Annotated in this window: 21 protein-coding genes and 1 pseudogene; 6 read left to right on the top strand and 16 right to left on the bottom strand. The window is 68.8% G+C overall.

Annotation, left to right across the window (positions count from 1 at the left end; all coding sequences use genetic code 11):
- Positions 1 to 49: 49 nt before the first annotated feature.
- The 3 genes from I5071_RS46045 to I5071_RS46040 form a co-directional block, all read right to left on the bottom strand.
- Positions 50 to 3439, bottom strand: a complete 3390-nt coding sequence (locus tag I5071_RS46045; RefSeq protein WP_206607166.1) for an MYXO-CTERM sorting domain-containing protein — start codon at positions 3437 to 3439, stop codon at positions 50 to 52.
- Between the two features lie 906 nt (positions 3440 to 4345).
- A complete protein-coding gene (locus tag I5071_RS46780) occupies positions 4346 to 4474 on the bottom strand; it encodes a hypothetical protein (RefSeq protein WP_268921273.1) in 129 nt (42 codons plus the stop codon).
- Positions 4471 to 5148, bottom strand: a complete 678-nt coding sequence (locus I5071_RS46040) for a hypothetical protein (protein WP_236607820.1) — start codon at positions 5146 to 5148, stop codon at positions 4471 to 4473. The genes I5071_RS46780 and I5071_RS46040 overlap by 4 nt, the downstream gene beginning before the upstream one ends.
- 127 nt (positions 5149 to 5275) lie before the next feature.
- On the opposite strand from I5071_RS46040, the gene I5071_RS46035 reads away from it, so the two are divergent.
- Together I5071_RS46035 and I5071_RS46030 are read left to right on the top strand one after the other, a co-directional pair.
- Positions 5276 to 5413 (top strand): hypothetical protein, encoded by a 138-nt coding sequence (locus I5071_RS46035; protein WP_206607163.1) that lies wholly within the window; start codon positions 5276 to 5278, stop codon positions 5411 to 5413.
- A 402-nt stretch (positions 5414 to 5815) separates the two neighbouring features.
- On the top strand, positions 5816 to 5968 hold the full coding sequence (locus I5071_RS46030) for a hypothetical protein (RefSeq protein WP_206607161.1): 153 nt from the start codon (positions 5816 to 5818) through the stop codon (positions 5966 to 5968).
- A 70-nt stretch (positions 5969 to 6038) separates the two neighbouring features.
- On the opposite strand, the gene I5071_RS46025 is transcribed toward I5071_RS46030, so the two are convergent.
- The 5 genes and pseudogenes from I5071_RS46025 to I5071_RS46005 form a co-directional block, all read right to left on the bottom strand.
- Positions 6039 to 7013 (bottom strand): NmrA/HSCARG family protein, encoded by a 975-nt coding sequence (locus I5071_RS46025; protein WP_206607160.1) that lies wholly within the window; start codon positions 7011 to 7013, stop codon positions 6039 to 6041.
- Positions 7014 to 7047: 34 nt separating this feature from the next.
- Positions 7048 to 7239: pseudogene (locus I5071_RS46020) on the bottom strand (methyltransferase); the annotation flags it as partial.
- A 199-nt stretch (positions 7240 to 7438) separates the two neighbouring features.
- Positions 7439 to 8128 carry a hypothetical protein gene (locus tag I5071_RS46015; RefSeq protein WP_236607819.1) on the bottom strand — a complete coding sequence of 230 codons (690 nt, stop codon included), beginning with the start codon at positions 8126 to 8128 and terminating at the stop codon, positions 7439 to 7441.
- An 819-nt stretch (positions 8129 to 8947) separates the two neighbouring features.
- Complete coding sequence (locus tag I5071_RS46010; RefSeq protein ID WP_206607158.1) at positions 8948 to 9184, bottom strand: hypothetical protein; 237 nt, start codon at positions 9182 to 9184, stop codon at positions 8948 to 8950.
- A gap of 195 nt (positions 9185 to 9379) precedes the next feature.
- Entirely contained in the window at positions 9380 to 9961 is a 582-nt protein-coding gene (locus I5071_RS46005; protein WP_236607818.1) for a hypothetical protein, read from the bottom strand.
- A gap of 244 nt (positions 9962 to 10205) precedes the next feature.
- Here I5071_RS46005 and I5071_RS46775 point away from each other — a divergent pair, with 244 nt between their 5' ends.
- Positions 10206 to 10337 (top strand): hypothetical protein, encoded by a 132-nt coding sequence (locus I5071_RS46775; RefSeq protein ID WP_268921272.1) that lies wholly within the window; start codon positions 10206 to 10208, stop codon positions 10335 to 10337.
- Positions 10338 to 10710: 373 nt separating this feature from the next.
- On the opposite strand, the gene I5071_RS46000 is transcribed toward I5071_RS46775, so the two are convergent.
- Positions 10711 to 11928 (bottom strand): hypothetical protein, encoded by a 1218-nt coding sequence (locus I5071_RS46000; RefSeq protein ID WP_206607156.1) that lies wholly within the window; start codon positions 11926 to 11928, stop codon positions 10711 to 10713.
- 156 nt (positions 11929 to 12084) lie between these two features.
- Entirely contained in the window at positions 12085 to 12372 is a 288-nt protein-coding gene (locus I5071_RS45995) for a hypothetical protein (protein ID WP_206607155.1), read from the bottom strand.
- Between the two features lie 251 nt (positions 12373 to 12623).
- Between I5071_RS45995 and I5071_RS45990 the strand changes: the two genes are divergently transcribed.
- Together I5071_RS45990 and I5071_RS45985 are read left to right on the top strand one after the other, a co-directional pair.
- The gene (locus I5071_RS45990; protein ID WP_206607154.1) at positions 12624 to 12923 is read left to right on the top strand and encodes a hypothetical protein; all 300 of its coding nucleotides are present in this window, start codon (positions 12624 to 12626) and stop codon (positions 12921 to 12923) included.
- Between the two features lie 154 nt (positions 12924 to 13077).
- Complete coding sequence (locus I5071_RS45985; protein WP_236607817.1) at positions 13078 to 14559, top strand: hypothetical protein; 1482 nt, start codon at positions 13078 to 13080, stop codon at positions 14557 to 14559.
- Here the strand turns inward: I5071_RS45985 and I5071_RS45980 are convergent.
- A complete protein-coding gene (locus tag I5071_RS45980; protein WP_236607816.1) occupies positions 14537 to 14695 on the bottom strand; it encodes a hypothetical protein in 159 nt (52 codons plus the stop codon). The two genes, I5071_RS45985 and I5071_RS45980, sit on opposite strands and share 23 nt — an antisense overlap.
- Before the next feature lie 339 nt (positions 14696 to 15034).
- Here I5071_RS45980 and I5071_RS45975 point away from each other — a divergent pair, with 339 nt between their 5' ends.
- Positions 15035 to 15424, top strand: a complete 390-nt coding sequence (locus tag I5071_RS45975) for a MotA/TolQ/ExbB proton channel family protein (RefSeq protein ID WP_206607152.1) — start codon at positions 15035 to 15037, stop codon at positions 15422 to 15424.
- A 690-nt stretch (positions 15425 to 16114) separates the two neighbouring features.
- Here I5071_RS45975 and I5071_RS45970 read toward each other — a convergent pair.
- The 5 genes from I5071_RS45970 to I5071_RS45950 form a co-directional block, all read right to left on the bottom strand.
- A complete protein-coding gene (locus I5071_RS45970) occupies positions 16115 to 17311 on the bottom strand; it encodes a glycoside hydrolase family 18 protein (RefSeq protein WP_206607151.1) in 1197 nt (398 codons plus the stop codon).
- Positions 17312 to 17629: 318 nt separating this feature from the next.
- The gene (locus tag I5071_RS45965; protein WP_206607150.1) at positions 17630 to 18001 is read right to left on the bottom strand and encodes a hypothetical protein; all 372 of its coding nucleotides are present in this window, start codon (positions 17999 to 18001) and stop codon (positions 17630 to 17632) included.
- Between the two features lie 154 nt (positions 18002 to 18155).
- Positions 18156 to 19130: a hypothetical protein gene (locus I5071_RS45960; protein WP_236607815.1), complete on the bottom strand. Its 975-nt coding sequence runs from the start codon at positions 19128 to 19130 to the stop codon at positions 18156 to 18158.
- 422 nt (positions 19131 to 19552) lie between these two features.
- Entirely contained in the window at positions 19553 to 20800 is a 1248-nt protein-coding gene (locus tag I5071_RS45955) for an FAD-dependent oxidoreductase (RefSeq protein ID WP_206607147.1), read from the bottom strand.
- Between the two features lie 48 nt (positions 20801 to 20848).
- A complete protein-coding gene (locus I5071_RS45950) occupies positions 20849 to 21637 on the bottom strand; it encodes a thioesterase II family protein (RefSeq protein ID WP_206607146.1) in 789 nt (262 codons plus the stop codon).
- Between the last annotated feature and the right edge of the window lie 15 nt (positions 21638 to 21652).

Genomic DNA, 21652 nt, shown 5'->3' with positions numbered 1-21652 from the left:
GCGAGACGGAGAGCGTCACGAAACGGGTCGCGCGCACGATATCGCTCTTTCAGAGAACCGGCGGGAAGAGCGAGGCATCGATCACCGGACGGATCGGCTGCTCGCTCAAGAGGCGATAAGGCGCGGTGCCCAGTCGCGGCTCGACGCGCACCTGCCCCGAGCCCGTGAAGTTCATCTCGCAGCGCGGAATGATGATCTCGATCGGGAGGTCGCCCGCAGCCAGATCGAGCGAGGGCTCGTCGACTGTCTCGTCGGGTGGAGCGAAGTGGTGCACCTCGAGGAAGAGGTCGTCGATGGTGGTGCCGCCGACGTCGTCGCCGATGAACGCCCACACCGCGTCCTCGACCGTGTCGTCCTCCTCGCGCAGCTGAAAACGACCACCCGGATGCGACACGATTCCACGGTAACGCACCACGAAAAAGAACTGATCGGTGCGAATCGAGCCGCCAAGATCGTCAATCTGGAATCCGTCGATGTCACGCACTCCGAATCGATTGGCGTTGTCGTTCCACTCGCCGAGCCGGACGCCCGCAGCGAGCTCGTACCCGAGCGTCGGCTGATCGCTTTCGCCGCGAGCGAATGACCAGATCGTCGAGCGGCCGATATCGCCGCTGAAGATCGCGCCGCTGGTGCAAAAGGCGTCCGACACCGGCTTTCCCGCGCCACCCTCGAACACGCGGACTTCCGCGGTGAGGCCGCTCGTCGGGGCCGGCCACGCGCCCTCAGTGAAGACTTCCTCCACCCCGTCCTGGTTCGTGATTGCGAGCGCCCGAGGCGACCCGTCGAGAATTTCGATCGTCCAGGTCTCGGTCGCGCCACGCAGCGACTCCGGCGTCTCCCACGAGGCGTCGGGGATCGATACCGTCGTGGAGATCTCGCACTGCGACGCACTCTCGCAGCCGTCGCGCGCCACGCGTACGAATCGGCGAATCCGCTGCCGCGCCGGCCCGTAGGGATTGCGGATCTCACCCCACATCGGCTCGCTGCCGCCGCGGAAGTGCAGCTCGTACGCGCGCTCGACCTCTCTGCCGTTCTCGTCGCGCGTCTGCAGCGCGCTCCACACCGTCCCGTCGAGGCTCGCGAGAAACGCCGGACGATGATCCGGGCCGGCGTCGACAGGCACGGCCCCCGAGTCGGGCTCGAGCGCGACTGAACTGTCGGTCGCGCCATCGTCGCGCGGCGTGCCGCTATCGGATCCATCGACGTTGACCGGCTCACCGCAGCCCGCAAGGACGACGGCGGTCGTCACGGCCCGTACGGTGCGGGAGAGTCGTGCGCGCCGCCGACGCGCGGTGAGGCCGAGCAAGAGCAACACCAGCGCTCCGGCCCCCGCCCCATTCCGCCCGTCGTCGGCACCCGGTGCGACCGCACACGCGCATCCCGCGCTTGCCGCGGCCGGCGCCGGTCCACCATCCACGTCGGCGCTCGTGGCTGCGTCGGGCGTTTCCGGCATCGGCGGGGGCTCGGGCAGCCCCGGAACGACGAGCCCCCGACACCCGGGCGTCCCGCTTGCGTTCGCCGGCGGATATGCTCGCGTCAAGGAGCCATACGGATCTTCGCGGAGCGCATCGATCGACGTGTGTGCGCAGCTCTCCGCGTTGGGCGGACCGAACGTCGACAGCGACCCATCGTGGCACTCGATCGGGCTGTCCTCCGGCATCACCGCGCCGTAGAACGTCGCGCCCCGCTCGACCGAGAGCAGCGGGCGCATGCCGAGCCCGTGCGGGAATACCGCGTCGCGGAGATAGTCGCAGAGACCGACCTGCGTCCATTCCGGCGTGTACGACGCATCGAACGATGCAGGTCCGTGCGCGATCGGATCCCCCGTGACGAGCACCAGTTCGTGATTGGCGAGGGTCGCCACCGTCAGGTTGAACGAGTGCACGAAGAGCCCGGAGCTCTCGAGGTGATCGAGCGCATTCCCGCCGAGCGCAGGCGGCGCCGAGCTGTCGAGCACGTCGTACACGCGCTCGGTCCAGGGCGCGAGCGCCGCGTCGTACGCGCGCTTGAGATCGTCCACGTACACCGCGGCGCGCTCGCGCACTTCCGTGATGAGCGCCACGCGAATCTCCTGGACGATCGGCTCGAAGAGTGCCCGGAGCACGTCCGCGATCGTGACCCGGACGCGGAACATCGAGAGGAACGCGCTCAGGTCGTTGTACCAAGCCGGGCTCACCGCCATGCCCGCAGTGGTCCAGTCGATCGCGAACGTGCGCCCCGCCCATTCATCGACCGGCGCGAAGACCTCACGGATGCGCGACGGATGAAGGTCGAAGCCGTGATCGCCCGTGTCGTCGATCCCGCTGTTGAGGAGGTTCGAGACGTTTTGGATCACCTGCACAAACGCACGCAGGAATCCGTAGAGATTGCTCCCGAGGTCCTCTGAGATCTTGTCGAACGCCGAGGGCAGCGGATTGCCACGAGTGTCGTAACGCGGCGCGAGGAGATGGACGAGAATCCAGTACTCGCCGAACTCTGCGGGGCAGTCGGCGCGGCACGCCGTCTCGTCGTCCAGCGTGCCGACCACACCGTCAGGCCCCGGCCGCGCCATGATGCTCGGCGCCGATGCGAGCTCGGCGATGCGGTCGACCATGCGACGCCGCAGCGCCGCGCGCATGCGCTGCAACTCTTCGATGTATTGCGGCGCCATCGCGACCTGCTCCCACGGCGAGAATCCGGCGCTGCGCGCCCATCCTACGAGGTTGCCGTCGGGGTCCGCGGCCTGCGCCGCACGCCACCGCTCCATCGGATGCTGCGCCATGCGCTGCCAGACGGCGCTGTCGCTGTCGAAGTAGACGCGCAGGACGAAGTCCTGCTCGATGCGGTGGTCGAGCTCGGACTGAGAGAAGGCCGACGGATCCGCGGTGTAGAACGCGTTCTGGATGATGCTCTCGGTCACGATGTGACCGACGACGTTGTGATAGCCGGGCCCGCGATCGGAGGTAAGCGGCGTCAGCGTGAACGTCTCGCCAGTGACGTAGTTGACAAAATGGTGCGCGATTGCGTCGGTGGCGCCGTGAAGGAAGCAGCCGAGCGCGTACGCCCGCTCCGCCTCGGTGAACGCCTCGTCGTAGAGCATCTGGCACTGACGATAGGGCTCCTGATCCACCGCGTGCGTGCCGTCCGTCATGCCTGCGAAGACCACGACGTCGGGCCCGATCGCGCCTGCCCGGAACGCCATCGGCTGGTTGATGATCGCGTCGGCGTCGACCATCGGCAGCTGCACGCGCCGCGTGCTCCAGCGCAGCGGAATCGTGCCGTCCCCGGACTCGATGAGTGCCTGTCGCACGTCGTTGGCCATCGTGATGTGCACGCGCGCGCTGAATGCGCGCGCGCGACCCGGCGCGACGAGTGCAGCGAAGGCGACGATCAGAGCGGTAATCCGTGGTCCGTGCGCGAGAAGACCTCGGCCTACGGTGCGCGACCGACGACTGTACATGACGACTCTCTCCCTCAGCGCGGGGTGCGAAGTGCCTTTAGCGGCGACAACTCGGCCTGTCTTGGATGAACCGCACTCGAGCGCGGCGATCACCCGCGGGACGGACGCATTCGATCTCCGCCGCGCGGAAACACAGCCGCCTGTGGCCGCCGTCACTACGGAGGAGGCTCGGTCAATAACTCGGCGCCATGATGCCCAGTCGTGGTTGGCGAAGCTCCACTCTCTCGACGCAACTCAGAGGCCCGGCGGTGCCGCCCGTCCCAAGCGTCGGCGCATCGAACTTTAAACTGTATGCAGGGTGTCGCTAGCCATGCAGCATCGCTGTTACACATGCTGCGCAGGTGCGGCCCGCTCCCGCGCACGCGGCGGTCAAGGCGCGAGCTGGAACCGGTACCGATTGACAGGTCGAGATCACGGCTGCTCGAGGCGATCCGCGAGCGCCGGGATGATCGCGCCGTTCCTCTTCGCGCTTCGATCCCGCCCTGCGCGCGTACGGCATCCACCTCGAGTCGCAGGGCCAATGGCTGCGCTTCCGCGCCGACAGCAAGCACACGAGCGGGAACTTCTACTTCATCGAGCAGATCTTCGCGCCCACGCTCGGATCGCGATGAGAGGGAGCAAGTAGGTCATCTGTCTCTCCGAACTCGCTTCAGGAGGCGTGCCGGATCGCACATGAGGTGGTTGGTCGTCGCGGTCGCGCTCGCGGGTGTCGGGTGCGGAGCCAGCTCGGGGCCCGGAGTCTCTGTGCGTTCACGGCGGGCAGGGCGTGCTCCACGATCTCGCGACCGAAGAGCAGCCAGAACCAGATGTCGCCGACGAGCAGGCTCACGGGCTGCGGCGCGAGCGCGACGCTCGTGCCCGCGCTCGCCCAGGCGTGCGACCAGCCACGCTCGTCGACCCGGATCGTCACTCTCGCGATGCGCGTGGCCGAGCAGCTCGCCACTCGGTCACCTTGACGCGCGGCGCGCCTTCCTTGGCGCACCCGTGCTCGACCTTCTCGATCTTCTCCCAGTCGGAGAAGCGCACGACCTTCACGCCGCGCTCCTCAGCATGTCGGGCTCGGCGAGCGCACGGATGCGCTCGAGCTCCTCAAGGATGCCGGCATCGAACGCGCTCGTGCCGTACTGGCTCGCCGGTGCTCCGTCGGCCCGCGCGAGCACGAGCCGGGTCTCGCCGCGCGAGACCGCATCGAGCAGCGTGGGCTCCGGACACTCGTCGCCGAGCACGATCACCCTCCGCCCGTGTCGATCACGCCGCAAAGCCACCCGCGGGGCGAGCGGCGGCGCGATCGTCGCGAGCACCCCAGCGTCCCCACGCACCGCACGCACGACGCGCAGACGATCTCCCTCGCGGGTGACGATCGCGACGATCGCCGCCTCCGCGTCCACGCTGAACACGTCGCGCTCGGTCCGAGCGCACACCGCTCGCACTGGGCTGGCCGCGAGGAGGACGACCACCGCCGCGACGAGCGCGCGCATCGGGCCCGCGCGCCTCAAGCCCCGAGCCCGCGCGAGCGTCTCGGCCTGCTCACCCGCGCGATCGAGCGCTGGCAGGTGTCGGGCGGTCGTCGATTTTTCTACGCACGGCCTCGCGACAATCAACTTTCTCCACATCTTTAGGGATGTGCCCGTCAACAGCCACCGTGACTCGCTGCCGTTGGGGCGGACGAGGCGATAGTCCGTTGCGCGAGTTCGAGTGCCGCTGTCCATATCGAACCGCCTCGCGCCCTTCGACAATCCTACCCCACGGTCCCCCAGTAGCGCTTCGCACCGATCTCGGCGCTGGCCGTCGAACTCGCGAGGCGGCCGAACTCGCGCAGCGCGTTGCATAGGATTCGTGCTCAAGGAAACGGCGATCGCCGGCGAGGAGCGCGCGCACGACGAAGGCAAGCTGCATCGTCTGTCGACCGGTAGCGTGCCACGCTTCGCGCGAGGCGCCGATCTCTTCGCGACGAAGAAGGAGGGCGAGCGATGAAGACGCTGCCGTCCATCTCGTCCGAGCTGAAGAAGGTGCTCAAGAAGCTGAAGCTCGGTCCGATCATCGCCACGCCGCCCGATCGAATCGCGCTCGCGGAGATGCAGAAGCTCTCACTCGAAGAGCTGCTCGTGCTCTCGGACGAGATCGCTCGTATCCGCTGCACGAGCCCCGCTCTTCTCGCTGGCGATCTGAGCCCTCACGCTCTGGCCCATGAGCGACGAGGCGATCTGGACGAAGCGAGTGTCGGAGTGGAAGGCCAACGGGAGCCGTCGACGACGTACTCGGAGGGGCGCGGGCACAGCGCGAGCGCGCTGAGGTACTGGGCCAAGCGGCTCGAGCGGGAGAGCGGCGCGCGCCAGCGCGCTCGCGAGCGTCGCCCCGGTGCGTCTCGCGCGCCTCGTGCGCGATGACGATGGGGCGCAGCCGCAGTCGGGCACGCTGACGCTCGAGGTCGGCGCGATCCGCATCGTCGTCGGTCGAGAGTTCGATCGCGCCACGCTGCGCGTGGTCCTCGAGGTGCTCCGCGAGCTCGACAGCGGAGCCGCACGTTGATCCCTCGCGGTGTCGAAGTGTTCGTCGGGCTCGACCCGATCGATCTCGGGCGCGAGCACTCATGCTGGACTCACGTCACAGGGATCCGCTTCGCGTTGCGCTCCAACCACGACTCGAAGCTCTGGAGACCGGGATGCAGCGCGCGGGTCGCCTCGAGGTCGCGGGCGGCGCAGTAGTCGCGCTCGAAGTCGCGCTTGAACTGGAACATGTTGCCGAGATCGTCGGCGCCCGGGAACCCGAGCGCGCGATACGCGGCGGGATCGAGGTCGACGAAGCGCACCGTTTCGCCGAGCGCCGCCGAGAGGCCGGCCGCCATCTGCGCCCCGCTCAGGTGCCCGCCAGCGACGCCCACGGTACGCCCGATCGTCTCAGGGCCGCGCGCGAGCACGCCGAGCGCGCACGCGCCGATGTCCTCCGCCGCGATGCCGGGCAGCTTCGCGGTGCCGATCGGCAGCGCGATCGCGAGCGCGCCGTCCGCGCCGCGCCGCGGGCCCATCCCGAGGTGGATGAAGTTGTCCCAGTAGAACGAGGTGCGGAAGAACGTGGTCGGCACGTCGAAACCGCGGAAGACGCGGTCGGCCTCTCCTTTGCCGTCGTAGTGCGGCACCTTGTAGCGGCCGCTCAGCGTCGGCATGCGATCGTCGTCGAGCGGCACCCAAGCCCGCGTGTCCTCGAGAGTCGACCACACCACGTGTCGTACCCGCGCCGCGCGCGCCGCGCGCGCCATGTTCTCCGCCTGGCGGATCTCGGTCTCGGGCGAGAAGTGATCCCAGAACGACGTCACGCAAAACGCGCCGTACGCGCCTGCGAAGGCGCGCTCGAGGCCCGTCGTGTCGTCGAGGTCGGCGGCGACCACCTCGGCGCCGGCGCGCGCGAGGTCGCGTGCGCGCTCGGAGCGGGGATCGCGGGTGATCGCGCGCGCGGTGAAGCGGCGGCTCGGGTCGGCGAGGATCGCGCGGACGAGGCCGCCGCCCTGCGCGCCGGTTGCGCCGATCACGGCGATGGCGTTCTTCCCCTGGGTGTTCGTGCTCTCGCTGGTGCTCATGGTCGTCTCCTCTCGATTCGTGCCTTCGTCTCGCTCACTTGATGCCCACCACGATCGACTCGGGGCCTCGGAGCCGGTCGACGCGCGCCTCGCGGAAGCCGGCCTCGCGCATCCACCTGATGCAGTCGGCACCGGTGAAGTCGAATCCGCCGCGCGTCTCGATCAGCATGTTAAGGCTCATCAAGAGCCCGAGCGCGTTCGACGATCGATCGTCGTCGATCAGGGCTCGATCGTGATCGCGCCAGGAGGATCGGCCACGGCATGCCGCCGGCGTTCGCGGGCTCGCGTTCATCGCGAGCGCACTCGTGTTCTTGTGGCACGCACTCAACACTATCCTCGATGGCGCACGGAGAAGCGTGCCAGTCGAGCGGCGTGCTCGCTGGTGCTGGGTGGCCCTCCGCCCCACCCACTAGATCAACGGGCTGCTAAGGCTCGTAGCACTCACCGACCGACACGTTGCAGCCGCTCGGGCAGAACACGATATCGAGATCGTGTCCGTCGGCGGAGCACACGAGGAGGTCCCCGCCGTCATCGGCGCAGCGACGGCCGGGGACGCACTCATAGCAACGCCCCAGCGCCTCGTCGCAGCCGTGGACGCACATCGTCCACGAACCTCCGGTGCCCCATTCGCAGATCTCGCCGGTTTGTCCGCCTCCATCGCCTAAATCGAACTCGCACCTGCAGGTCGGCGGCCCGCCATCGCTCGGGCTCGCGTCGACAGCGCCGTCGATCGGGAACGGGCCGCCATCGCGAGCGAGCGGACCGCCGTCGCTGTCGATCTCGCCGCCATCCCGAACAGTCAAACCGCCGTCGCCGCTGACCTCACCGCCGTCGCGAGCGAGCAGACCGCCATCGGCGGTGACCTCACCGCCATCGCGAGTGAGCAGGCCGCCATCGCCGTCGACCTCGCCGCCATCGCGCGCGCGCTCCCCTCCGTCGGTCGATCCATCGGCGGCGGCGTCCGACGCCTCGATCGCAGCATCGTCGAGCTGGGCCGCGTCGAGATCGCGCCCGCCGTCGTCGGTCGATCCACCGCTCGCGTCGCAGGCGGCCGCCGCGCACACTGCGAGCAGCCCGCATCCCGCTCGAAGAATAAGCGTTGTCCAGCTCGCCATGCCCACCCCGAGGAACAACGGTATGTGCGGGCCGGCGCGCGCCCGCTTGGACGAATCAACACAACGCAGCGCGGTGCGCGGCCTCGCGGCGGGCTTGTTTTCCGCAGGCGTTTAGCGCCCGGGTGCGCGGCAGCAGTTACGGACGCTGCGCGGGCAGCCTTTCATCGCGAACTGCTGGCTTGCGATGTCCATTGCTCGCGCTGCTAACGGTCTTGGAAGACCCCGAACGCTGCGCGCGGGCTCCAAGCCCGCTTGCTCTCCGTCGCGGCGGCATCGGTGGATGCGGTGCCGCGCGCACGCAGATGTCGTCGAACATCACGTCAGCGATCGGTCCCCTCGTGGCCGTCTCCGAGAGGAGCTGCGCACCATCCAGAGCCATTCGGCGCTGGCGCTGTCGGTCGATGATGCCGAGCGATAGTGTAGGACGTAGATGCTCTCGAGATCGGGGGAGCGCGTCGACACGGCTCAGCACGTAGTGAGAAAAGCACACTCCCGTCGTCGGTGTGCTCGGCGCAGTACGCACATTCGTAATCGGTCACCGCCGCCGACTCCGCGGCGCACGCTTCGCGCGCGTTCGCGACGGCACGGATTCAGCTCCCAGCCGTTCCGGCTTCACGCCCTATCTGTGGACATTCGGACAACATTGTCGTCGATGCACCAACACGGAAAGCGCGTGAGTCCGCGACGCGACGTGGTGCTGGCGCTGCCTGAAAGCTGGCGTGCAGACGAACGTGCGCCTGACGCGTAGCTCGCATCGTGCAGCGCACACCCTTTTGCCACACGTGAACGCGTCGATCGCGCGGCGCTCGTTCGCATTGGTCAGATGCGCTGCTCCCGGCGCTCGGCGCGTTTTCGCGCCGCGTAGGCCCGCTGGTAGTCGCGAAGACGCTGTGCGAACTCGGGATCGCGCGCGCGGCGCTCGGCTGTGTAGCGCGCCTGGTAGGCCGCGTTCGTGTGTGCGCGGCCGCCGCTACTGCATGACTCGCGGGCGAGTGCCCATTCGCGCTGCGCGCCGCACGCCAAGCACACGTCAGCATCCCAGCGATGCTGCCTCATCGCGCGACGACCTCCGCGATCTGCGCGCGCTGACCCGAACGCGCACACAGCTCGTCCGCGAGCGCGCGCAACGCGTTCAGCGGATCGACGCGATCGGAGCGGGGGCGACGAGCACGTCGAACTCCGCGAGCGTGAGCGGGTTGCACAGCTCTGGGGATAGCGCGGGCGTGAGCGATGAGCGCGGCGCTCGATCAGTCAGTCAAGGTACGTGAACGGTTCGGAATCGCTGGAGCCGCCTCGCGTCACCGCCAGCTGCACTTCCTCTTCGCTTCCCCAGCTCGTCCCTGTGCGCGGCGGCATGACGAACATGATGCGGTCCCGACACCAGCGATCCCGCTCGAGGACCGTGACCGGGCCCACGCCGATGCTCTCGGTGCCCTTGTTCAGGCGCACGCTGGTGCCGTCGTCCAGCACGTCTCCCGGCGCGTAGGGAGCCCCATCCGCGCGGCGACCGAACATGCCCCATCCGACGACCACTACCTCGGCGCCGGTGATCTGTCGGTCCGGCTGGAGTTGCATGATGGTTGGCGTCGGGACCTCGAGGCACGTCGGGCCGGCGTCGACCATTTCGGCATCCGGAAGCTCGCACGTCGCGTGCGAGTCGGAGCACGACGCGAGCAGAGCGGAGAGCGGCAGCGCCGCGGAGAACACAAGAGCTCTCATCGTTCCTCGGTTGATTTCATTGAGCGACGGGCGAGCGCGGGGGCTCGCGACGATCGCCAGAGTGCAGCACGACGGACGCGCATCGCGGAGCCGATGAGCGACCCGATCCATCATCAGCGTGACGAGCGAGCAGTCGCGTCGGATCGAATGTCATGTGCTGGCGCTCCCGCTTGTACGAATCGAAACCAAGTACGCGACAGCTGCGTCCAGGCAGTTACATACCCCGCGTGCGTTCGCCGGCCGCGCAGCGCGTGTCCTCGAGGCTCGCCGCGAATGCGGTCGGACACGCCAGCGCGGCGCGGTACTCGCTCCTGTAAGCGAAAGCAAGATCGCGTGCGCCGCGAGGACCTCGTCCTCCATGCGCGCCCGCGTGCTCGCGCTCGGCTCCAGCGTCTCGAATGCGTCCCATCATCTCGTCGTCGTCGATCTGTGCGGCCCGTCGGACGGGAGCATCGGCTGCAGGATGCCTACCCTCAATCTGGTCATTTGAGCGGGCTTGCACGATTGTTGGTGCCGCGACGCTGGGTGTCGCGAACCTCGTCAATTCAGCTGTCCGCGAGCGCGCGCAACGCGTTCAGCGGATCGACGCGATCAGATCTCGAAAGCGAGCCCGCCTGGCCCACGAGCATCTCTTGCCGGGCCGACATCGCGTTCAGGTACTCGATATCCGCCTCGTTCTCGCGAATGCGACCCTGAGGATGACGTCGCCGACCACCATTGGAGCAAGCCGCCTTTCCAGACCTGCGAGGTTCGCCGCGACTGCAAGAGCGCTCTGCTACGGGTTCGATCGCGCCGAACGACACCGAGGACGGCGGGCAGCAGAACCGGTGCATCGAAGCGATCGAGCTGTGAACGCGTCTCGGTTAGTGCAGCGCTTGGCCGGCGCGCGCGAGCATGGCCTCCGCGCTTTCGCTTAGGGTATCGACGTGGGCCAGCCACTTCTCGTTCGCGGCCCGCCGCAGCTCGTCGTGGCGATCGAGGCGCAGCAGCGCGCGAATCTCGCGTGAATCGAGTCCGGCCACCGTCCAGGCGGTTACTGAGGCCAACAGAGACGTCCAGAGCTGGAACGGCGGGAAGTACTCGATCGGGGTCTCGAGTTCCTCCACCTGCCGTGCCGAATCGAAGAGCGGGTGAAAGCGCGTGACCCGCACGAGCGGCGTCACATCGCGGCGGTGCGTCGCGAGTGCCTCGCCGACGAGCGCGGCCGTCGTAGGATCGGCCGCTGTGTGTCTCGCCGGTCCTTCGTAAAAGAGCGTTGCCCACTCCTCCGGCACCAAGAGGATCTGCTGCATGGCGAGCCCGCGGCCGCCGAACGTGAAGATCGGGGACGGGACGAGCGCAGTCTCCTCCCGATGCGGGACGCGGCGCTTCAGATCGTCATAGAGCGCGAGCATCCCGCGGCTCATCTCCGAGAGCTGCTCGATCACGAGCTCGCTCGGGACGTCGTCGCACTCGATCTTCTCGAGCCGACCGCCGGCGGTGCGCATCTGCGCGGACCACGATCGACGCAGGCCCGCGCCGAACATCTCGTCGGCGCGATCGAAATCGTCCTCGTCCTCGGCGATCCGTGACAGCGCGAGATACGAGAGGTGGTTGTTGTGGTTCGAGAGCGGCGCCTCGACGTCGTCGGGGCGCGAGGGATCGCCTGGGTACAGTTCGATGCTCCACTCCAGCGCTTCGCGCGCCACAAGCGGTGCGGAGTGGAGCTCCACGAGGCCATGTGCGGTCAGCGCACACGCGATCGCCTTCACCGCGTCCTTGGCGCCCACGTCCGTCAGCTCGACCACGTCGGAAGCGGCCTGCTTCATGAAGCCGAAGAGTCCGCCCCGCCGCTCGCGCTTCGCCGATAGCGACACGCGCATGCCGAGGAGCGGCAACTCCCAGACCTCCCCGGACTCGATCAGTGTTCCCTGATCGCGCGCCCGGTCCACGAGCTCAAGCAGCAGCTTCGCGCCGACCCTCGCGGCCTCGCTGCCCCGCAAGCCACGCAATGCCAGCGGCGCGGCGACACTCGTGTCGTGGGTCGTCAGCAGCTCGAGGCTGCCGTCCTCGGCGGTCCGTTCTTCGAAGCTTCGGATCATCCAGAGAAGCTCTCCGTGAGGGCCTCGGTCGTCGGGGTTCGAGCCCGCCGATCTGTTCACCGTGCGCCCATAGAGCACGCGGCGCCGGGCGGCTGTTACGGACGCTGCGCCGCGGCGACGGAAGTCGCGGGGCCCACTGATTAATGAGCCCGGCGCTCAGTCGTCCGCCTGCGCCTCCTCGGGCGTCGACGGTGCCGTGCCCGTCGCCTCGGCCCACGACGACTTGGTGAAGCCCTCGCGCGTCACGCGGGGATCGGCGCGACGTCGGAGTCGATTCCCCTCATCGCCTTGCGCGCGTTGCGCGCCGAGGCGTGGTCTCCGTCGCGCCACCACAGCAGCTCGCCGTGTGTCGGCGCGACCACCATCAATGCTTGCCCTTTCGGCGAGCTGCTCGGGCATGAGCAGCACGCACACCGCGGCGTGATCGTCGTAGAGCGCGAGCATCCGCGGCTCATCCTCGAGAGCTGCTCGATCACGAGCTCCAGCCTTGCTTACTCTCCGTCACGGCGGCATCGGTGGATGCGATGCCGCGCGCACGCCGAGGAGCGTTCCTCGGTTGATTTCATTGAGCGACGGGCGAGCGCGGGGGCTCGCGACAGGCCTCTAAGCCCGTCCGAGAATCTTCGCGCGGGTCGTAACAGCTCCGGCGCTCACGTCACTCCCATGGCACGAGTATCGACGAGAGGAGACCGCCCATGCGCCGCTTGACCCTGCTTACGATCGCATTCGCCATTTCGGCTCTCACCGCTTGCGATGGCGACAGCCCTGAGGAGCTCGCGTGCGCGAACCTCTTCACGATCGACCCGATCGGCGGATGCGCGAGCGGCTCCGAGACCGAGTGCCTCTCTTACCTCGACACGTTGCGCGACGACGCGCCAGCGTGCGGCGCCGAGTACGACGCGTACGTCCAGTGCCTGACGGACCAGACCGAGTGCGCGAGCGGACAGCAGTGCCCGACCGAGTTCACCGCGTACATAGATTGCGCGACCGACTGATATTTGCGTCAGCTGCGAGCTCGCCGAATAGCGCTCCGGATGCTGCGACCCACGCGCTTCTGCACGATTCGACAGGTCGTTCGGCGAGCAGTCCGGCGCTCCTTCCTGCGCGAGCCGATCCAGAGCCCCAGATCTCAGGTTTGCAAAGTTGCACATGTCTCCCTACGACGCTCCCAATCGGCGGACTCAGGGCATCCCTGAACGCCTTTCCCTCTCGACCGTCACCGCGTGCCTTGTACTCGCGGTGATGGCTTGTCTCTTGGGAACCGGCTGCCGTTGCGCTGCGCATTTTGATCACGATGCCGGGCCGTTGGACCCAGAGGACGCCGGCGCGGATGGCGGAACGGACGGTGGCACGGATGGCGGAACGGACGGTGGCACGGATGGCGGAACGGACGGTGGCACGGATGGCGGGTCGAACCTCTGCAGCATGGTTTGGCAGGGAGACCATCAGAGCAGGACTCCTCAAGCCGATGAAATCAATTCCGTATGGGTCGATGAGGACGGCAGCGTCTACTCCGTGGGCTTCGAGAATGGGATCGTCGGCGAAACGAACGTGGAGCCCACGGGGAACTCACGCGCTGTGGTGACGAAATACGAACCCGGGGGTTCGGTGGCATTCCGTTGGACGCTCGACACCGAGGGGACGGAGACGGCCGAGCATCTCGTTCGCGCAGGTGCGGGGGAGGTGTATGTCGTCGGGCGAACCACCGGGGCGCTGCCTGGGTTCGCCAACGGTGGACAATTCGACGTCTTCGCGATCCGCCTCGACGCCGAAGGCGCGTCCGTCGAGACCCTGCAAACCGGCGATGAACGACCGCAGCACCCGCTGAAGATCGGCGTCGGCCCCGAAGGTGAACTGGTGATCGCGGGCTACGACGATCTCTACGTCGAGCACCGGCAGGTCCTCGACGCCGAGAACGGATTCGTCGGCAGCTATCTCCCGTCCGCGGGCGAACGGGCGTGGTGGTGGCGATCCATGTCTCTCCACAACCCTGACCGAATCACGGGGTTTGCGATCCACGCCTCGGCCAACCCCGAGATCTATGTCTCGGGGTTTAAGTTCTTCGATGACGAAGAGGGCTTGGGGGGTGGATTCATCCGAAGGCTCGATCGAGGGGGGCGTGAGATTTGGTTCACTCAGCTCGGTACGGTTGCCACCGAGGTCGACGAGCTGCTGATCGCGGGGACCGGAGAGTTGCTCGCCGCTGGCTCCACCATGCTCCCCAATCTCGGTGGGGAGGGCGCGGGTCTGGCGGACGCGTACATCGCGCAGATCGACAGGGAGGATGGCGATGTGCTTTGGGCAGTCAAAACCGGGACGCCCGAGCAGGATTTCGTGAACGCATTCGCGGTCGGACCCACGGGGGATCTCTTCGTGGCGGGAGATACCTTCGGATCGTTCACGGGTTTCACCAACCAAGGCGAGCGCGATCTCTTCGTGCTGCGGTTTAGCGCCCAGGGGACGCTCTTGGGGACCTGGCAGCGCGGATCCTCCGAGAGGGATCATGCGGCGGGGCTCTGGGTCGATGCGTGCAACCGCGTCTACCTAGGCGGCTTCACCGAGGGGAGCCTCGTGGGAGACGCCGCTCCGATGGGTCGCGATTCGTTTCTCATGCAGGTCCCGGTGCCTTGATTTGATCGATCAGCAGCGTGTACCGCGGCTCGTGCTCGGCGCCCTCGGCGGCGAACGCGCGCTCGGCGTCGGCGAGTCGGCCCGACGTTGAGCGCAGCGCGCGTTGTAGCCGGCGACGTCGGATCGCCAGCGACAAGCAGGGTCGGCCTTCTGCGAAGCAGCTCGGGTATGTGATGCGTGGACTCCACCAGCGCATCTTTGCAGCCGACCTCGGCAGCGTGGCTTTCCTCGATAGAGGGGTGCCGACGTCCTATCGTCAGTCGCGAGTGCAGCCGGCGCGAGAGCGCGGCGCGAAGAGGCCGTATGCGGCCTCCCGGTCAACACCGTTGTCGGTCGGTCCACGATCGTCCGGGCGTGATGGCGAAGCTCGTCGAGCGCCGTCTGACACAGGCAGGAAGCGGGCGAACTGCTCGGCCTGACCGCATCGCTGGCGCGCGCGTCTCGATGCTCTAGACGCAGCGCGCGGAGGAACGTCGTGCCGAACGTCGAAATCGGTGAGCTGGTTGTGCTGGGGATCTTGAGCGCGACGTTCGTCGGGTACTTCGTCGGCGTGATCGCGCTGATCGCATGGGGCCGGCGGATCGCGAAGCGGCTCGGCGGCCGCTGGCGCTTCGCGCCGTGGCTGCCGGCGCTCGGGTTGCTCGTCCAGCTTGGCGGCACCTGCTCCACCGTCGGCAGCTTGGTGATGGTGTTCCGCGGAATGGCGACGAGCGACGCCGCATTGCGCGCGACCGTGCTCGCTCAAGGAATCTCCGAGGCCATGAAGGCGACCGCATGCGCGGTGCCCATCTCGCTGCTCGTCTACGGAGCGAGCATCGTTCTGTTCGCAGTCGTCGGTCGGCGCCCCCCGTCGATCCGCGATTAGGACTACTCGCTCAGATGTGGATCGACTCCGATTTGCGGTTAACTGCGGCGGCGCCAGGTGCGTCGGCTTCTCTGAGGCTACGAGGCCGGCGGTCCGGCCGCGCTCATAAGAGCCGCGGTCGGCCCAGCAATCGCCGGCTGCCCGACGAGCTGCGCGACCGTGCGCTCGACATCGTGCGCGCTCACTACGCGCTTCGGGGCCGGCGCTCGCTCGCAAGAAGCTCATCGAACGCCACGGCGTGAGCGTCTCGGTCGAGACGCTTCGGACGTGGATGATCGACCGCAGCGGCTCGCTCATGAGCTCGGCCTCGATTCCGCCTCTGGCGACGACGTCACGCACCCAGCATGCGACCTCGCGCCCTCGTCGTGAAACGGGGCTCGTGCAGACCGAACGCGTAAGCAGCTCGTCCGCGAGCGCGCGCAACGCGTTCAGCGGATCCAGAAGACGCTCGAGGAACGTGAAGCTGTCGCCGGTCCGCACCGACATTTACGGGCAAGAGCGACGAACCCCGACACGCTCGCAGCGCTGGTGACGACGCGCCGCGGCTGCATCTCGATCAGCTCGATTCGAAAGGCGAGCGACTCGATTGACGCGGAGGTGGGCGAACGCCTCGAGCCCGGAGCGGCCGGAGAGCGATGCGCGCGCGACCACAGTGTGGCCCCGGGCTACGCGCGCCGGCCCACCGCGGACTCATAGAGCGTCGTGGATCGCGTCGAGCAGCGGATCGCCGCCGTCCTCGAGGTGCCCCTGGTTGATCGTCCACACGAGGAGCGCGCCGAGGCCGTGCTCGCGCGCGTAGGCTACCTTCGCCGCGATCGACTCGGCGTCGTCGTACGACACGTACGTGCACCCCTCGGGGCCGTGCCCGTCGGGGAACGAGAGGTAGGGCACGCTCGCGGTCGCGTCCCAGCGGCGCGCGCTCGGCGCGTCGAGGTAGGCGCCCGCGATGTGCGCGTAGCGCATCACGTTGTCGCTCGCGACGAGGCTCGCGCCCTCGGTCGGCTGGCCCGGCGTCGTCACGCCGGTCCAGCAGAGGCCGTAGAAGCCGATGCCAATGCCGAGCGCCGTCGCCGGCACGCCCGCGGCGCGGTACGCCGAGACGCTCTGGTCGATCGAGGTCGGTGCGCTCGGGCTCTCGCCGTCGAGCGCGCTCGAGTGCCACGAGGTCCAGCCCTCCCAGGGGCCGCTCATGCCGTAGGTCATCACGCCCAGGCGATCGACGTGCTCGGCGAGCTCCGCATAGAACGCGTCGGCGACGGGCTGGGCGTTGCTCGAGGTCCACCCGACCGGGACGGTGATCTCGAGCTCGGGACCCACGGCGCGGATCTCCTGCACGAGCGCAAGCACGAGCGGCTGATCGCTCTCGGTGATCGGCTCCCAGTCGAGGTCGACTCCGTCGTACCCGTAGTCGCGCGCGACGCGGACGATCTCGGACGCGAAGTGCGCGCGCGTCGCCGGCTGCGACGCCGCGACGAAGCCCTCGCGCCTCCCGGCCCCGCCGATCGCGAGCAGCGCGCGGATCCCCGCGGCGTGGGCACGCGTCGCGAGGTCGCGCGCGAGCGCGGGACCCTGCGTCTCGTCGATGAAGAGCGTCGTGTCGAGCGATCCGTCGGCGTGCGGCAGGAGCGCGAAGGTCACGAGGTGGGTCAGCGACTCGTAGTCGACCTCGTCGGGTGGCATCATCGCGCGCTGGTAGCCCGGGTAGTAGCCGAGCACCCAGAGCTCGCTCGCAGGCGCGCCCGCGTCGCGCTCGGGGTCGGCATCCGACGCGTCGCCCGTGCGCGCGTCGGCCGGGATCGACGCGTCCTCGCCCGCGCCGGGATCGCCGCCTCCGCAGGCGACGATCGAGAAGGCCAGCACCGACGACCATGGGAACCGTGCGCTCATGCGCGCGCCGGACTGCACGACGTATGCCGCGCGCTCGTGCGAGGTCTCCCCGTCGGTCGTGCGCGACGCGATCGACGACGTGCTGCGTGAGTGATCGGGGTCCCCATTCTACGTCGTCGGGGGTGCGACACGCAGCACTCGACCCGCCTTCTAAACAGGATCGCCGACACCGCTCTCACCGTGCGTCGCCGTGCTTCGCAACGAGCACCCCACGCTCGACGATCCTTCTTCGGGAAGAAACGGCCGCCCGGATGCACCACGAGCAGCTCGATGCGCCGCGCCGCACCAGCAGCACCATCCCCGCGCTCACTTCGCGGCTCACCGCCGCTCCTCCCAGCTCGTCCACACAGGCTCGCTCTGGTCGCGATCGGGATCGCCGAGCACGAGCTCGCGCGCCGGACCCTCTTGATCAGCGCGCACCGCGCGCTCGGCAGGGAACGAGCTTGCGCCGTCGTCGAGGACCTCACCCGCCTCGACGTGCCGCGATCGGAGGCGCAAGCGATCCCCCGCGAGCTCCCAGTCGCTGCACGCGATGTCGTCGAAGCGCTGCGCGACGCGATCGCCCCGCTCGTCGAACCACTCCACGCGGCGGGCGCTCGCGATATGCCGCGCCACGAGCCGCGGCGCGTCCGCCGCGCCGATCTCGGCGAGGGCGACGCTCGATCCGTCGGCGCCGCGCGTCGCGTCCACAAGCTCGCGCTGGATCTCCGCCGCGAGCTACGCGTAACCGTCACGCCACGCTGCTCGCCGATCGCGTCGCGGCTCGGCTACTCCGACGCGGCGAATTTCGGTCGCGCGTTCCGGCGCGGGACCGGCGTGCCGCGCGGCGGGTAGGGGCGTGGTACTACGCGGCGAAATGCGCACATGGACCGGGTGGGCCGCGCTCGCGGCGGTGATGACCGTCGGATGCAGCGACGGAGGCTCGGGTGGCGGAGAGATGGCGAGCCCGACCGCGCCGGTCGCGCCCCCGGACCGCGCGTCCGAGGCGAGCGCGCCTGCCGCGGCGACGCTCGCGTCGTCGTCGCGCTGCTCGATCGCGCTCCACGACGCGCGCGGCGATCTTCGCTTCCCGCGAGGCGACGTCAAGGCGCGCCGAGACGCGCTGGTGCGCGAGGCGCGCGAGCTCCATCGCGCCGAGCGCCACGACGCCGCGCTCGCCGCGCTCGAGCGCGCGCTTGTGATCGAGCCGCTCGAGCTGGGCCCGCGCTGAGAGGCGGGCCTCATCGCGCACCGCGCCGGCGATCGCCTGCGCGCCGAGGAGCACTTGCGGATCGCCGAGCCCAGGCTCGTCGCGCCCTATGCGCGCCCCGCGACGATCGCGGCCTGTCTCTATAACCTCGGCCTGGTTCTCGAGGCGAGCGGCCGCCGCGGCGAAGCACGCGCTGCATGGCAGCGCGCGGCTGCAGCGCACAGGAGCGACGCGGTCGAGCGCGCGCTGGAGCGCGTCGCGGGCGCGGACGTCCCGGAAGATCGCCACCAGGCGCTGCTCGATCGCCTCGCGCGCGATGCGCACGTTCGCGCGTGCGGTCGCGACGATTCGTGCTCGCGGCGTCCGCGCGAGGTGCGTGTCGAGGTGCAGCGACCCGCTGGCGTGGCGACGGATGCCGACGCGAGGCTCCTCTTCACGACGTCGTCGGCCGACGGCGACGAGTACACGTCGACGCGTCTCTTCCTCGCGGTGCGCGCCGCGGAGCGCTTCGTGTACGCCGAGGTCGCGCACGTCGAGAACGGCGCGAGCAGCGAGTACGCCGACATCCTCGTCGATCACTTCCGCACGCTCGAGGGGGAGCCCGCGCGCGCGCGCGGTGCTCCAGGTCACGCAACAGCGCAGCGAGCGTCACGGCGACGAGCCGCGCGACGTGCACGGCGAGTCGATGCTCTACGTTCTGATCATCGCGAGCAGGGCGACCATCTCGAGGTCCGCGCCGTGCGGGACTGCAGCACCCGCCTGGTCGTGAGCACCACCTCGACGGACTCGGGCTGTTAACACCCACAGCGCCAGCGCCGCAGCGTCTCTCCGGCTTGGAGCTGGACCGTCGCGGTCGTCATCTGCACGACCCAGCCACGCTCTCGGCACACGTCGAGTATTCGTCGTCGGGAATGGTGCTCCGACCTCGCGCTCGCCGGCACCGACGCCGCGACAACGGCGCCGCGGTCGCCGCGCGAATCGCGCGGGCCTCGAAGCGCGCTGGCGTAATGCGCGGAGCTGGGGTACCGGAGCGACGCTCATTTTGGGTGGCGTCAGCGCGCGAGCACGCGATCAAAGCTGGGGAACACGAGCGCGAGCGAGAGGAGCGTTTCCTCGAGCGGCGACGGCGGCGCTTCGACTCCGGCATAGACCGCGTGCATGCGGCGCATCGCATGCTGCGCCCGAGCACCGTTGCGGAAAACGCGGTTGCGCAGGGCGACCGTCATGCGGTCGCGACGGAGCAGCATCTCCCGCGATCGGTCGCCGTCTTTTTGGATGTACGTTACGTGTGACCGGCGCGCGCTCTCGTACTCGCGAAGAGTCTCCGCATCGGTGCGGCCTGCTTCGAGCGCGTGCGCGAGCACTCGGGCGAGCTCCGCGGCATCGGCGATCGCGAGGTTCATTCCCTGTCCGAGCGCAGGATGCACGCAGTGGATCGCGTCACCGATCAGCGCCGCGTGGTCCACGACCCAGCGATCGGTCGTGAGATGGTACGCGGGGATGTTCTGGAACTCCGAGAGCGACCCGATCCGCGCCACCGCGGACGCGAGCCGTGGGAAGAGCGCGCGCAGTCGATCGCGCACATGCGAGAGGCCGCGGTCCGGCTGGCTCTTGATCCACGCGTATCGCTCGTCCTCGTGCACGAGCAAGTAGAGGCGGGCCTTGCGGTTCGGGAGCGGGAAGAAGAGCCCACTCTCGTGCGTGCCGAGGAGATTCTCCGAGCACGCCTCGGGCTCGTCATCGAGCTGCACGGTGACGGCGAGCACCGCGCCGGGATACCGGCGCTCGCTGGCGACGATCCCGAGGCGCTCGCGCACGCGCGAGCCGCGACCGTCCGCGCCCACGAGGATCCGAGCGCGAAGCGACGAGTGCGGCATCTCGATCGACCACGTCTCGCTCTCGCGCTTCACGTCGACCACGCGGGCACCCATGCGCACCTCGACGTTGCTGAGGCGCCGGAGAGGCGCGAGCACCGCTCCGTGGATGTCGCGATGGAACCCATTCCGACCTTGCAGCGCACCGAACGAGCGCGTGTCGACGTCCATCAACACGCCATCATCCTCGGTGCCCGCGCGGCTGACGTACACCGGCACCGTCACCGCCTCGATCGTTGCGCCGATCCCGAGCTCGTCGAAGATCTCCTGACTGCGCGGCTGCAGGTACTCACCGCGATAGATGGGCTTATACGTCGATGCTTGCTCGAGCACGGTCACCGACACGCCTCGGTTCGCGAGCGCGAGCGCGAGCGTGAGCCCGCCGATTCCGCCGCCTGCGATGGCGACGTCGTGGATGCGTTCCAACTTGCTTTCCTCCTTCGTCGAACGACACGCGAGCGCCGCTCGGCCGTGTCATGCAGGCGAGCGCGCCTCGAACGCCGCGCACACGCGATCGATCTCCGCGAGCATCGATCGCCAGTGCGTGCGCACGAAGAAGTGCCCGCCGTCGTAGAACGTCGTGGAGAAGGACCCGGCAGTGTGTCGGGCCCACTCGTCGATCTGCGCGGGGGTCGCGGTCGAATCCTCGCGTCCACCGAACGCGGTGATCGAGCACGGCAGTGCGGGACGCGGCTCGTGCTCGTACGTCTCGACCGCCTCGATGTCGGCGCGCAGCACGCGGAGGAGCAGCGCCGCCATGTCCCGGTCGCGGAGGAGCGCCGGGTCGAGGCCGCCCTCGTACGTGCGCTCCACCGCGAGCTGGAATGCGTCGTCGGATAGCGTGTGCATCGGAGGGCCGGGATCGCGTAGGTGCGGAGCGCGCCGTGCCGCCACGAAGAGGTGCCGCACGGCGATTCCGTGATGAGCGAGCAGGCGATGCGCGAGCTCGTAGGCGAGGAGCGCGCCGTAGCTGTATCCGAAGATCACGGTCGGCAGCGCGGACAGCAGCGCGACACGCTCCGCGATCGCGTCCGCGAGCGCGACGAGATCGCAGTAGGGCTGCTCACGAACGCGACCCCAGCGACCGGGCAGCTCGATCGGGCAGATCTGGAGCGAGGGCGAGAGGTGCTCGCGCCACGGTCGGAAGAGCGGAGATCCGCCGCCTGCGTACGGCAGACAGATCAGGCGTGCGACGTGGCGATCGGCCGGCGTGAGCGTCGGGAACCAGGCTGGATCGACGTGCCGCGTCGCGGTCGCGCTCATGCTCGTGCTCCGAGC

It is taken from the genome of Sandaracinus amylolyticus, from assembly GCF_021631985.1.
Taxonomy (GTDB): domain Bacteria; phylum Myxococcota_A; class Polyangia; order Polyangiales; family Sandaracinaceae; genus Sandaracinus; species Sandaracinus amylolyticus_A.
Note: the sequence above shows the minus strand (reverse complement) of the source record. Positions and strands in the feature narration are given on the sequence as shown.

Coding starts and splice junctions, on each gene's coding strand:
- I5071_RS45995 (WP_206607155.1), bottom strand. CDS start 12,372: ATGCTCGCGCTCTACGACGATCACGCCGCGGTGTGCGTGCTGCTCATG.
- I5071_RS45970 (WP_206607151.1), bottom strand. CDS start 17,311: ATGAGCGCACGGTTCCCATGGTCGTCGGTGCTGGCCTTCTCGATCGTC.
- I5071_RS45990 (WP_206607154.1), top strand. CDS start 12,624: ATGCGCCGCTTGACCCTGCTTACGATCGCATTCGCCATTTCGGCTCTC.
- I5071_RS46025 (WP_206607160.1), bottom strand. CDS start 7,013: ATGAGCACCAGCGAGAGCACGAACACCCAGGGGAAGAACGCCATCGCC.
- I5071_RS46010 (WP_206607158.1), bottom strand. CDS start 9,184: ATGAGGCAGCATCGCTGGGATGCTGACGTGTGCTTGGCGTGCGGCGCG.
- I5071_RS46775 (WP_268921272.1), top strand. CDS start 10,206: ATGCGCGCCCGCGTGCTCGCGCTCGGCTCCAGCGTCTCGAATGCGTCC.
- I5071_RS46005 (WP_236607818.1), bottom strand. CDS start 9,961: ATGATGGATCGGGTCGCTCATCGGCTCCGCGATGCGCGTCCGTCGTGC.
- I5071_RS46045 (WP_206607166.1), bottom strand. CDS start 3,439: ATGTACAGTCGTCGGTCGCGCACCGTAGGCCGAGGTCTTCTCGCGCAC.
- I5071_RS45985 (WP_236607817.1), top strand. CDS start 13,078: ATGTCTCCCTACGACGCTCCCAATCGGCGGACTCAGGGCATCCCTGAA.
- I5071_RS46000 (WP_206607156.1), bottom strand. CDS start 11,928: ATGATCCGAAGCTTCGAAGAACGGACCGCCGAGGACGGCAGCCTCGAG.
- I5071_RS45950 (WP_206607146.1), bottom strand. CDS start 21,637: ATGAGCGCGACCGCGACGCGGCACGTCGATCCAGCCTGGTTCCCGACG.
- I5071_RS46040 (WP_236607820.1), bottom strand. CDS start 5,148: ATGGACAGCGGCACTCGAACTCGCGCAACGGACTATCGCCTCGTCCGC.
- I5071_RS46015 (WP_236607819.1), bottom strand. CDS start 8,128: ATGGCGAGCTGGACAACGCTTATTCTTCGAGCGGGATGCGGGCTGCTC.